General features: G+C 39.6%; 12 protein-coding genes. 1 reads left to right on the forward strand and 11 read right to left on the reverse strand.

The features are described from left to right. Nucleotides 1-60: 60 nt before the first annotated feature. On the forward strand, nt 61-1,338 hold the full coding sequence (locus U5907_09595) for an ABC transporter permease (GenBank protein WRQ32823.1): 1,278 nt from the start codon (nt 61-63) through the stop codon (nt 1,336-1,338). A 1-nt stretch (nt 1,339) separates the two neighbouring features. Here U5907_09595 and U5907_09600 read toward each other — a convergent pair whose 3' ends face one another. The 11 genes from U5907_09600 to U5907_09650 form a co-directional block, all read right to left on the reverse strand. Continuing rightward, entirely contained in the window at nt 1,340-2,110 is a 771-nt protein-coding gene (locus U5907_09600; GenBank protein ID WRQ32824.1) for an energy transducer TonB, read from the reverse strand. A 23-nt stretch (nt 2,111-2,133) separates the two neighbouring features. Next, nucleotides 2,134-2,547, reverse strand: a complete 414-nt coding sequence (locus U5907_09605; protein ID WRQ32825.1) for a biopolymer transporter ExbD — start codon at nt 2,545-2,547, stop codon at nt 2,134-2,136. An 8-nt stretch (nt 2,548-2,555) separates the two neighbouring features. Then, nucleotides 2,556-3,239 (reverse strand): MotA/TolQ/ExbB proton channel family protein, encoded by a 684-nt coding sequence (locus U5907_09610; protein ID WRQ34097.1) that lies wholly within the window; start codon nt 3,237-3,239, stop codon nt 2,556-2,558. A gap of 99 nt (nt 3,240-3,338) precedes the next feature. After that, nucleotides 3,339-5,264, reverse strand: coding sequence for a biosynthetic peptidoglycan transglycosylase (locus U5907_09615; protein ID WRQ32826.1), 1,926 nt, complete (start codon nt 5,262-5,264; stop codon nt 3,339-3,341). Beyond that, entirely contained in the window at nt 5,261-6,334 is a 1,074-nt protein-coding gene (locus U5907_09620; GenBank protein WRQ32827.1) for a chromate transporter, read from the reverse strand. The genes U5907_09615 and U5907_09620 overlap by 4 nt, the downstream gene beginning before the upstream one ends. A gap of 10 nt (nt 6,335-6,344) precedes the next feature. After that, a complete protein-coding gene (locus tag U5907_09625; GenBank protein ID WRQ32828.1) occupies nt 6,345-8,624 on the reverse strand; it encodes a GH92 family glycosyl hydrolase in 2,280 nt (759 codons plus the stop codon). Next, the gene (locus U5907_09630; protein ID WRQ32829.1) at nt 8,621-9,433 is read right to left on the reverse strand and encodes a 1-acyl-sn-glycerol-3-phosphate acyltransferase; all 813 of its coding nucleotides are present in this window, start codon (nt 9,431-9,433) and stop codon (nt 8,621-8,623) included. Before U5907_09630 ends, U5907_09625 begins: the two co-directional genes overlap by 4 nt. Nucleotides 9,434-9,444: 11 nt before the next feature. Further along, a complete protein-coding gene (locus U5907_09635) occupies nt 9,445-10,356 on the reverse strand; it encodes an oxidoreductase (GenBank protein WRQ32830.1) in 912 nt (303 codons plus the stop codon). Between the two features lie 2 nt (nt 10,357-10,358). After that, the gene (locus U5907_09640; GenBank protein ID WRQ32831.1) at nt 10,359-11,057 is read right to left on the reverse strand and encodes an aspartate/glutamate racemase family protein; all 699 of its coding nucleotides are present in this window, start codon (nt 11,055-11,057) and stop codon (nt 10,359-10,361) included. A gap of 9 nt (nt 11,058-11,066) precedes the next feature. Continuing rightward, complete coding sequence (locus U5907_09645) at nt 11,067-12,719, reverse strand: hypothetical protein (protein WRQ32832.1); 1,653 nt, start codon at nt 12,717-12,719, stop codon at nt 11,067-11,069. A gap of 2 nt (nt 12,720-12,721) precedes the next feature. Then, entirely contained in the window at nt 12,722-12,970 is a 249-nt protein-coding gene (locus tag U5907_09650; GenBank protein ID WRQ32833.1) for a DUF2007-related protein, read from the reverse strand. Between the last annotated feature and the right edge of the window lie 43 nt (nt 12,971-13,013).

The following is a 13,013-nucleotide window of genomic DNA, read 5'->3' on the forward strand; positions in this document are numbered from 1 at the left end:
TTATGTTATTAAGATAGATTTTCCTACTTTTACAAACTTATTCAGCAACTTCCTGTAATTATGAACGGCCTAAAGGCGCTTCTGGCGCGAAAATTTGGAATTAATCCTCTGATGAGGGAGAACCTAATTGTATCTCTTCGTTCAATCAAGAGTACACGCCTTCGTTCATCTCTTACAATACTCATAATAGCTATTGGTATTACCTCTTTAGTTGGTATTCTTACTGCTACAGACTCTCTTAAAGCCCTTATGACTGAGAATTTTGGGAAAATGGGTGCAAACTCTTTTTCTGTCAGATCTACCTTTTCAGAGGTTGATAATGCAGGCAGAAGACCAAGGGTTTTAAACAGACGAAATATTTCATATGCTCAGGCGAGGAGTTTTGCAGAGAACTACAAGATTCCTTCAATTATTTCTATATCTGCTACAGCTGTTGGAAACGCAACAATTAAATACGCTTCCAATAAAACAAATCCTAATATCAGAGTTACTGCAACGGATGAACATAACCTTGCATTTTCAGGAGCTACTATTGCAAAGGGAAGAAACTTCAGTAAACATGATATTGAATCGGGCTCTTTTACCTGCCTCATTGGTTCCGGTGTTGAAACAGCTCTTTTTAAGGGTATAAACCCTGTTGGAAAAATAATAAGTGTTGGTGCTGCAAGGTATGAGGTAATAGGAACTATAGCTAATCAGGGAAGCTCTTTTGGAGGAGGACCCGATAATCAGGTATGGATTCCTGTTACTAATGCAAGAGGAGTCTTTTTGTCAGATAACTCTTTCTATCTGATTAATATCATCCCAAGAGAGGGGGTTAATCAGGAGAGGGCAATTGAGGCTGCTGAGCAACTGTTCAGATCTATAAGACGCCTTAGTCCGGTTGATGCTTCTGACTTCAGGGTGACCAAGTCCGACGCCTTCCTTGAGGACATAATGCAAATAATGAGCTATGTTACGATAGCTGCATTTATTATAGGAATAATTACCCTTCTGGGTGCGGCAGTAGGGCTGATGAATATTATGTTAGTCTCTGTTAAAGAGAGAACCAGAGAGATTGGTACAAGAAAGGCTTTGGGAGCAAACTCAAAAACTATTAAACAGCAGTTTCTGTTTGAATCTGTTGTTATTGGTCAGATAGGGGGATTAATGGGCATTCTGCTTGGAATTTTAATTGGTAATCTGACTGCACTAATTATGAAAAGCCCTTTTGTAATGCCTTGGCTCTGGATGTTTATGGGTGTTATGGTCTGTCTTATTGTTAGTGTGCTCTCCGGTTATCTGCCGGCGGTAAAGGCATCCAAACTTGATCCTATTGAGGCTCTCAGATACGAGTAGCCTATTTTAATCTGAAAATATATGTTATTGTTCCCTCCTGGACAACAGGAGCAGATGAGCTTAAGTTGAACTTAGCCTTTAGAGCGGCTCTTTTTGATGCCTCCCAAAGTGTCCTGTTCTGAACCGTTGTGCCGGGAGCTCCCGGTGATGCATCAATAACTGTCCCGTATTGGTCTACCATAATTTTAACAACAACTCTCCCTGATGCGTTAACTGAATAATCCGGTTCAGGAAGATTCCCCATAAGACTCCTTCCGGCCAGTCTGGCTGATGGCTCTCCATCTGTTGATCCAATCTGAGTATTCCCCTCTGCATGGCCGGCAGAAAGGCTCTCGCTTATCTGTTTTGATACTTGGGGGTCTGTAGAGTTTTGATTCTGGGCGCTTGGGAATAGAGCTCTTTTGTCAATTGGTTTTGGCTTAGGGGGCTCATAATGTTCCACATCCCCAGATTCTCCGGATGATGCCTCGGCACCAGTGTTTGCTCTGCTCCCTTTAATTGCTGATTCCGAACGCTGAACTAATTTCACCTCCTGGTCAGGATTTGGATTTTCAACTCTGGGCTCGTGCCCACTCTTTACCTGAATGGGCCTTGGAGGCTCCATCTCCAGATCAACCTCAATTCCCAGTTCTGCGGGAGGTGGATAAATAACTTTAAACCCGGATGAGAAAAGAATTGTCATAGCTGCTATATGAACGGCCAAAGTAAGACCAGCACCAATTATCTTGGCTCTGGCCTCCTGTGGGGTATCGTTTTTAGGCACCTTGGACATCTCTTCCTTTATAATAATTATTTCTATTCTGCAGCTGTTGCAAGAATTATTTTGTATTGATTCCTTTTTGCAATATTCATGACATTAACGACCTGTTCCATTGGAACACTTTTGTCAACATGGAGGGAAATAGTTGGATCTTCTCTGTCCATCAGCTCCTGCTGAATCATAGCCTCAATGTCGTTAAATGCCACAGGAGTGTTTTTACCGTTTAAATGATAGGAAAAAGTGTTTGACGGTAAATAGTGTTTTATTGATATACTAACCATGGGCTTTGCAGAGACCTGATTAGTGCTTTTTGGCAGTAACAGTTTGAGAGCATTTGGATTAACAAGGGTAGATGTAACAAGGAAGAATACAAGCAGCAAAAAGACAATGTCTGTCATTGATGACATACTGAATGTAGAATCTACTTTAGAACGACGCTTAATTGACATTTTATTTACTATTTGCCTGCAGGTTCATGCAGGAGATCCATAAATTCAATGGTATTGCTCTCCATTTTATAAACGATATTGTCGATTCTGGCGACAAGGTAATTGTATCCAAAATATGCGATAATACCAACAATCAGACCGGCAACAGTGGTTACCATAGCTGTGTAAATACCTCCAGAAAGAAGGGTGATGTCGACATTGCTGCCTGCTTGTGACATATTATAAAAAGCCTGAATCATTCCAATAACAGTTCCAAGGAATCCAATCATAGGAGCGCCTCCGGCAATTGTTGCAAGCATAGGAAGACCCTTCTCGAGTCTTGCAACCTCAACATTGCCCATATTCTCAACAGCAGTCTGAATATCATTCAGTGGCCTGCCTATTCTTTCGATCCCCTTCTCAATTAGTCTGGCAATAGGAGTCTCCTGAGACTGACATAGGTTTATAGCTGCTTTGATTTTACCTTCGTGAATATAGTCGTGAATATTCCTCATGAAATTTTCATCTATCTGAGATGCTTTTCTGATTGCCCACCATCTCTCTCCAAAAATATAAATTGTCAGAATAGATAGTATTAGCAGTGGAATCATTATCCATCCACCTTTCAGAGCCATTTCAATAAGTGAAAATGATAGCTCCTCTTTAACGGGAAGAACTGCTTGAACTGCAACTTCTGCGGCATCTTGTGCCATTGCTGCCAAAACTGGAAAGGTCATATTTTAGTTATTTTATAATGTAGTTCACAAAAATACAACAATTGGGCCATTTATAATGGCCCAATTGCAAAAAAACTATTTGCTTTCTGAGATCATTGATTTTGCCTTATCAGAGAGATTGATAATTGGCTTAACAGATGCCTCTTCAGATTCAGTTATTATCTCTTTTACCTTTAGCCTCTCTGCAAGAAGTCTGTAATAGCCCACCATATCCTCTTTCAAAGAAAAATCCGGGTTGAAATTTCTAAAAGCCCTCTTTGGAGCAGGGATAATACTCGCAAGAAAAATGGACTCGTTAATATTTAGCTGGTGAGGCTCTTTATTAAACCAAAAGAGAGATGCTTCTCTAACTCCGTAAATTCCCGGCCCCCACTCAATAATATTCAGATAGACTTCAAACATCCTCTCTTTAGAGACCAGCCTGTTATTTTCTATAAGCCATACAATAAGAATCTCTTCAAATTTTCTCGCTAATGTTTTATGACGGTTAAGATAAACATTCTTTACGAGCTGCATTGTGATTGAACTTCCTCCTCTGGCAAATCTTCCTTTTTTTAAATTTTCTGTTATTGCACCTCTTATCCCTTCAGGAACAAAACCATTGTGATAAAAGAATCCACCATCCTCTGACTGGAGCACAGCCATTTGAAGATATGGCGATATCCTTCCAAGTGGTGTGAAATTGGGATTTGATTCCCCAACAGTAAAACTTCTTACGGGTTGCCCCTTTTCGTAAACTGTATGCAAAAAATCACCGGTCATTAGCCTAAGGTCTGCCCTCCCCATCTTTCTGATCATAAAATCTCTTTTATTAAGGCTCGATTCCAGTTTTAGACTGTCAACATTATTAAAATCAACTAGAAGAAGAAATCTGTAATCCATATAACCTGAAGTTTCAATGTTTTCCAGATTTAGAAATAACCCTTTTGGAAGAGATGAAAATAGCTCGTCAGCATTTAGGTTCTCTTTTATAAGTAATGCCGTTAATATCCAGTTTTCTCTCTTTTCTGCTCTCATGAAGGGAGAAAATGAGAGGGCATTAATGGTTATTACTGATGAGGAATCCAATTCAGCATAATTGGCTCCTATATTTACATTATAATCAATAATTCCCTTTTTTAATACAACCTCTTCCGGAGAGATATCCGGATGAAAGAGAGATATTGATGATGCCGATGCGTTCCCTGAAAAAATTATTTTCTCATTTTCTCGCAGCGTTGATTTTATGTTCAGGGAGAGAGTGTCAAATAAAAGTTTTGCCCCCCATCTGAACTCCAGAAAGGGGACTTTAAACATTGTACTCTCTTTTGGTGTGAATATTGCCGATACGCTTCTCTCTTCATCGTTCAGAGTTCCTGTTGCCCTTAAATGCTCCTTTCTCCCGTTTTCATCTGCTGTTATCAACGAAGTATATTTGTCATTTTCAACAGTAGACTCTGTTAATCTTATATCGAGTTTATAATCATTATTAATATATGTAAGATAAACATCTTTTAAAACAGCATCTGATGGCATCAAGTCCAGAAACAGGTTATAAAGAGAAACTGCTATTTTTGAGTAATCAATGGTTATTAAGGATCTTTTTTCATCTGATTTAATGTTCTCCTTTTTAGCAATAGAGTCAGAATTTATTTTGTAAAGAAAGTCAAAGTTAGATGTTGAGTCCCTCTTTACGAATGTAAGCCCCCCTCTCTCAATTTCCAGATATTTTAGGTCCGGTCTTAGAATGATTAGTCTCCAGGGATTGAGCCTTGCAATAATTTTGTCCGCTTTTAAGAGTGTGTCTCCCCCTTCTGGCACAACAGAGAGTCCCATAATCTTAACTCCGGATAATCCGGAGAGGCTTAAATCATCATAGTTGATTTCTATTCTGAGACGGCCTTCAATTCTTTTGATTTTTCTCTCTGCTGCAAATTCAATAATAAAACCTCTCAGGAGAATTAATAATAGTAGAGTAATAAGCAGCGCTCCGCCAAAAATGATTTTCTTGTTTTTTTTCATATAAAATAGAGAAGGTAACCGGCTAAAGCCCCTCCCAACACTATAAACGCACTGTTTAATTTTTTAAAATAAAGAAGAGAGGACATTGAAAGAACTGCAATAATTGTGCTCTTCCAGTCCGTCAGAGCGTCCATTCCCATTTTTATACATACAGTAATAATTACAGCCACCGAGGCTGCATTTACTGCTTCAAGAAAGGCCGAGAAAATTTTTGATTTTTTGAGCCTCGGTAAAAGAGGATTAAGAAGGGCAACAAAAAGGAAAGAGGGTAGGAAGATACCTAGTGTAGCAAGGAGAGAACCGGTTATACCTCCCATTTGCCATCCAATAAATGTGGCTGTGGAGAGGACAGGGCCGGGTGTGAATTGACCGGCTGCTACGGAGTCAATAAGCACCTCTCTGGAGAGTAGGCCTGTTGCAACAAGTTCGGCATCAAGAAATGCAAAGAGGACATATCCGCTTCCGTACAGCAGAGCACCGGTCTTAAAGAATAGCAAAAAAATCTGCAATCCGGGAACTATCGAAAGAGTCTTCTCTTTGGCACTCTTTCCAAAATATAAGAGGACTCCTGCTGCGCCTGCTGCAAAAAGGGCGTAAATTTCGTTAATTCCAAAAAGGGTGGCTATTAGAACAGCTAATCCAAGGAAAATTAAAGTTATGTTTTTGAATGCTTTTTTTCCAAGAGGTATTGCAGCATTAGCTATGATTGCAATTACAGCCGGCTTAATCCCGTAAATATATTTCTCAGCATCAGGTAATGTACCATATAATTGATATAACCATGCAATTATTCCGGTTATTAAAACGGCAGGTGCGATAAAAGAAGCTCCTGCAACAAACAGCCCTTTCCATCCTCTCTGTTCATAGCCGCAATGCATAGTCATCTCTGTAGAATTGGGGCCGGGAATGAGATTGGTAGCGCCTACTAAATCAAGAAAATGTTGGTGTGACATCCACCCTCTTTTTCTTACAACCTCGTCCTCCATCATAGCAATATGTGCAGCAGGACCACCAAATGATATTGATCCCAGTTTAAGGAAAAGAAGAGATATCTCCTTAAGTGATGTCATAGTGCGTTTTTTAATGTGGCTTGCTGCTCATCTCAAATACCATCAGACCTCCACGCATTATATCATAGTGGGAGATAAATGGAAAATCCAGCGTTTCACCATTAAGTATAACCCTTTTTACATACACATTGTTCACGGAGTTATTTGTGGTCTCAATCCTGAACTTGTTTCCGTTTTCAAGATTGATTGTAGCAGATATGAGCAACGGGCTTCCCAGATAATAAAAAGTACTACCCGGAGCAACAGGGTAAAATCCCATAGAACTGAAAATGTACCAGGCGCTCATCTGCCCACAATCGTCATTTCCACTCAGTCCATCAGGATAAGGTTTATATTTTGTATCTAAAATATTTCTGATATGCCTCTCTCCCTTCCATTTGTCGTCAGTAAGGTTGTAGAGATATGCGACATGGTGAGATGGTTCATTACCATGAACGTAGGAGCCTATAATTCCATCTCTGGTAATATCTTCAGTCTTTTCAAAATATTTGTCCGGAAGGTGCATTGAAAAAAGAGTATCCAGGTAGTTTGCGAATCTCTTTTTACCACCCATCAGTTTAACAAGTTCATCCGGGGCATGAGGTACATAAAGGGAGTAATTCCATGCATTTCCTTCAATAAATCCCTGTCCGTGAGTGTCAAGAGGATCAAACTCTTTTTTGAAACTTCCGTCTGATAATTTTGGCCTCATAAAGCCGCTCTCTTTGTCAAAGAGATTTTTGAAATACCTTGAACGAATTATAAATTCATTAAAAACTCCTGCGTTTCCAACTTTCTCCGCCATCATGGCAATTGCCCAGTCATCGTAAGCATATTCCAAAGTTTTTGAAACAGAGTTGCCACTCTTGTCTTCAGGTACATATCCCCTGGTAATGTACTCTTCCAGGCCATCATAGTATTTGTTCTTTGCTGTGGCTACAGAGGCTGTAACCGCCTTTTCGTAGTCAAATCCTGTTATGTTTTTTACCATGGCATCTGCAATCAGAGAAACGGAGTGATAACCAATCATACACCAGTTTTCATTAGCGTGGTGTGACCATACAGGTAACATTTTATGAACGCTCTGGTCGTAATGTGCAAGCATTGAGTTCATAATGTCAGAGTTTCTCTTATGTTGAATTATATTAAAAAGAGGGTGTAAGGCTCTGTATGTATCCCATAATGAAAGTGTTGTGTAGTTTGTGTGTTTCTCTGCCTTGTAAACATTCTGGTCAATACCCCTGTACTCTCCATTCACATCCATATACTCTGTTGTGCCGATAAATGCGTGATAGAGTGAAGTGTAGAAGTTAATAAGGTCATCTTCTCTCTCTGTCTCTACCTCAATCTTTCCAAGCTCTCGCTCCCAAATATCAGAAGCTCTCTTTCTGTAAAGATTAAAATCTTTGTGTGGCGCCTCCTGTTCAAGGTTCAAAAGGGCATTTCTGGTACTTACAGGTGAAAGTGCAACTCTAAGCAAAATCACCTCCCCCTCATCTGTATTAAAATCAAAATAGGCTCTAAGCTGAGGAGCTGCCATCTCCGGGAAATTGCTCTCCTGGTTGAACTTTCTCCAGAATCCTTTATAAATCTGTTCTCCGGAAAAGGATTTGTAGCCGTAGTTTTTAAAGGGTTTTGAAAATTTTATTGCAAAATACTGAGTACGGGTTCTTCCCCAGCCGTTGGTCTGTCTGTATCCTGTTATTGTTGTCTCATTTTCTACTCTGAGAAACGTCCATATGTTCTTTCCCGGATAGTTGTATATGCCATGAACAAGATCTAATATCACATGTGCATTATCTGATTTTGGAAAGGTGTATTTATGAATGCCTACTCTGGTTGTAGCAGTAAGTTCTGCTTTAATCCCGTAGTCATCAAGCATAACACTGTAATACCCGGGTTCGGCCGTTTCGTTTTTATGGTTGAAAAGCGACCTGAAGCCATCTTTGTGTTTTTCAGCTCTCCCAGGGTTTAATTGTAATATACCTGTGGTAGGCATAATGAGAACATCCCCAAGATCAGAGTGGCCTGTACCGCTAAAATGTGTGTGGCTAAATCCAACAATTGTTGAGTCACTATATTGATAGCCCGCGCAGTATTTATAAACATCCTTGTTGTAGGTCCCGTTAACTGAATAGCTAATAGTATCTGTATCAGGACTCAATTGAACCATTCCAAACGGAAGTGTTGCACCCGGATAGGTGTGCCCCATTTTCTCAGTACCTATGAACGGATTTACATATCCGGTAAGTCGCTTATCAGATTCGCCCTGAAACAAAAACAGTGCAGCTGCCAGTATTAAAAAATTCATTCTCCAAGATTATATGTTATGGCTCTTACCTCCTGAGCCCATTCATAAGCAGATTTTGATTTGTCAAAGGTCTCCCAGGAAATTGGTTTCCCTATTGTTACCTTGATTGTCTTGCCCTTTTTCAGGAAAATTTCGTGAGGAAGAAGCATTAATTCTATATTTGCTTCAATACCAAAGAACTTTCTTACATTATTAATTCTGTAAAACAGCTTTGAATTTGTTCCGTGAAAGTGAAAGGGAACGATATCTCTTTTGTGTGCAATGGCTTTGGTAATAAAGCTTTTTTGCCAGGGAAGATCCTGGATTTTCCCGTGATGCCTTCTTGATACAATACCGGCAGGAAAGTGAGTAATCGCAACATCCATTGCGTATGTCTCTTCAATTGCTTTCAGGTATGCCTTGGAAGATCCGTCAAAGACATTCACGGCTACTACAAAGTCGTTTAGCTGGGGAATGAACCTGAAAGAGTCATTTGCTATGGCCTTTAGCGTTCCGTATTTTCCCGATACAATACTTGTGAGAACAAGTCCGTCAGCGAAACCAAATGGATGGTTTGCAGCAAAAAAGCACTTTCTGCTTTCGGGCAGATTCTCTAACCCCTCTGCCTCTATTTTTATCTGAAACTCCTCCAGGAGAGCTTTGAGAAATTCGGCACCACTGAGATGAGAATATTTATTTAGGATTATGTTTAGCTCATCCTCATGGACAATCCTGCTCAGTATTCGGATAATCCAACCGGGGAGATGTTTGAGAAAGCCTTTTTTTCTCTCTCTAAGTGCTTTCTCAATATCAATGTATTTTTTTATCATCAGGGTCTTTATTAAATTGCTATACCTGTTATCTCTGTTGAAATATTAAATAGTTTTTCAGCAACTGATTCTTTGTAATATCTGTTCATATCGTTTGAAACGGCCGGGTATCCTCTCCAGTTATCCCAACCATCAGGACCAATTAGTTCACCTCCTTTAAGATTTGGTTCTGTTGCTGCAAACAGGGTAGGGAGCGCCCCCATATGCGCAGGTTGTCCCACCAGTCTGAATCCCCAAGAAAGAATTCCCGGAGATGGTTTGCCGGAACCTCTGGAGGTAAGATTTGTAGCAGAAACTCCGGGATGACATACAATGCTTTTAGTCTGGCATGGTCTCCCTTTTAAAATAATATCCAGCCTCTTTCCAAAAAGGAGGTTGGCATACTTGCTCTGACTGTAAAACTTAAATGCTCCGTATCCTTTTTTTGCATCCAGGTTGTCATAGTGAATTTTGCCCCCTCTTGCCGCTATACTGCTTACAGTGACTACTCTTGAACCGGGTATATCTTTCATCAGAGGTAAAAGTAGTCCTGTGAGAGCAAAATGGGCAAGGTGATTTGTTCCAAATTGAAGTTCGTATCCCTGTTTGGTAAGTTTAAGGGGAGGAACCATTACTCCGGCATTATTGATTAAAATATCAAGCCTTGAATATTTAAGCGCGAATGTCTCTGCAAATTTTTTTACACTCTCCAAATCAGAAAGTTCAATGTGCATTACTTCAATAATAGCTTTAGGGTATACTTCTTTAATCTCTCTTGCAGCTGACTCTCCTTTCTCCAGATTTCTTACTGCAATAATAACATTTGCCCCTTTAGAGGATAAAACCCTGGCCGCTTCAAGTCCTATACCGCTTGAGCCTCCTGTAATAATTATAGTTTTTCCTTCCAGTGAACCAATATTCTCTGTCGTCCAATTGTTTTTCATTGTTAATTATCTTTTATTGCGAAGTCAACGGCTTTGTATGCATGAATTTTAGTTGTGTCAAAAATGGGAATATCAACATCACCTTCTCTTATTAAAAGAGGAATTTCTGTACAACCCAGTATTACCCCCTCAGCACCCTGTTCCTTAAGGCTGTTTATAATTACCTTAAATCTATCCCTTGACTCTTCTGAAATAATACCTTTTATGAGCTCTTGGTAAATAATTCCATGAATAATGTCTCTGTCACCGGAATCTGGAACAATAACATTAATATCATAATTCTCTTCTATTTCCCTCTTGTAGAAATCTTTCTCCATAGTGAATTTTGTACCAAGCAGAGCAACTTTCGTAAGTTCGTATAAAGATATTGCCTCTGCAGTGGCGTGGGCTATGTGCAAAAATGGTACCGATATACTTTTTTCTATAGCATCTTTGCACAGGTGCATTGTATTAGTGCAAAGAACTATTATATCTGCACCTGCCTTTTGACACCTGACGGCAGCATCGGCCATAAGCCTATCTAGTTTATCCCACTCCTCTTTATGCTGAAGTTTAACTATTTCATCAAAATCAACAGTGTACATTACACTTTTGCAGGAGTAATCGCCGCCAAGGAGTTCACGTACTCTTTTGTTTACAAGCTGATAATAGACAACAGATGACTCCCAGCTCATTCCTCCAATCATTCCAATAGTTTTCATACTTTATTTCTAGTTTTCTCTAACAGGATTAAGCTTTAGATTGACCGTAACCTTTGTGTCATATAACGGGCTGCCTTTTATTTTTTTATAACTGCCTTTCAGAGAAAGAGAGAGAGTACCCGTTGGATTTAGCAGATATCTTTCTAATGCATCACTATCTGCTATCTCAAGGGGAACTACTAATTCCTCTTCAGACACAGTTCTGTAATTATAGTCAAAGCCAGTGCCAATTGTAGTTTTAGGGGATAAATTTTCTGAAAAACTCTCCATTTCGCCATCAGAGTTTCTTCTTTGTCCTGTTGATTTACCCCTTGTAGCATATTCTCCTCCCTGAAAAAGCATCTTAGAGTTACTCCCTATACCAACTACCAGACACCATTTTCTGGAGAGAGCCGGCAGAATGGTTCCGTCAGCAGACCTGTTTACCAAAGCAGTTATTGTAACATTTGTACTGCAACCTGATCCGGATGCTATAGTTGAGGACTTTTCATCCATTCTTAATTTACCTTCATATTTATTGTAACCAGTATAGTCAGATATGTACTGAAGTGCCCCTTCGCTATGGCCTGTTACTATTTCATATTTGCCCAGCTCTTCAATAATTCTGTTGTATAGTTGCATATTATTAAGAGTATTTTCAATTCGGGATCTTATAATAGTCATTTTAATACTTGACGATGCTGTGGTTTTACTTATGTGTCTTGCAATGAGATCCTCTTTACTGCCCCAGTCCTCAGTAGTGCTCTCTGAGATGGCTATTGTCCCTGTTAGTTCTGTAACAGGTTTTCTTACCTTAATAAAGATTGATGGATAGAGAGTGGCACTCTGTCTCTTCTCTCCGGGTGTCTCATAATTTACAGAAGACTCTATTCTGTATTCGCACTCTTCATCTGGAGCGACATGTGCAATGTGTGCTATCCCTTTATAATCAGTTATAATCTCCTTGGGGAGTATCTCCCCTTTATAACCTTTCAGTGGAATAACCATCCCTTTTATTGGTTCTCCGTCAGGATCCCTTACCTCTATTTGTATTTGTTTAACCTCTTTTGGTTTTAGATATATCGTTTCTCCCTGTGAAAACTCAGACGGCTTAATCTCTGCGCAAATTGGTTTATGTTTATCAGGGTTTTTCACCCTCCCCTTTTTCTCATACTCAGTTATAACATCAATGAGTGGTCTTGAGCCTTTTTCTGTTGATCCTAAATTCAGTGCGGCAAACATTCCTCCCATCATGGCTTCGTCCTCTCCCTCAATGATAGTACTTCCTTTTGCGACTAGTTCTCTTGTATTAGCTGAAACGAGATAAAGCTCAATTTTGAATCTGTTATCACCTATAGACCAGAGCCTTCCCCAGAGCTGATATTCATTGGGCCTGTCTGCCTGAAGATAGGAGGGTTTCTCCCAGGGTTCTGCCAATATTCTTGTTGGCTGGAATTTAAGTTCAAAAAAATCATTTGAAGCTACAGAGTTCATTAAAAGCTGATTGATATAGCCTTTGCTGGCCATATAGAGTCTTCTGTCTGAATCAGGAACCTCTACCTGAATATCGTAACAGTATACTATTCTGCTGCACCTCTCTTTAGCAATTGATTGTTTGGAAAAGGATAGTGATAAAATAGTCAGTACACTTAATGCAACGAATATTTTGATCAACCCTTTCATAACTAATCCTCCTCTTTTAGATTCTCATTGTATTCGTCTACAATAGCCATTGCTCTCTCTTTAAACTCTTCCGAAACAATAACTTTAACAGCTCCAACTCCCCCGGGAGATGTTCCAAACGGTAGAATGGTGCCAATAATTTCATTCTTTAGAAAAGATGGTATGCCCTCGTTTTCCAATAGATTTCTGACCATTTCGGCCTGCCAGCCGGTACCGGCAAATACTTCAGCACTATTAGTTTTGTCTTCCATAACTATACTCTTTATTTTTATCAAATGTAAACATTCTTTCCTT

This window comes from Bacteroidales bacterium MB20-C3-3 (assembly GCA_035609245.1).
GTDB lineage: Bacteria > Bacteroidota > Bacteroidia > Bacteroidales > UBA932 > Bact-08.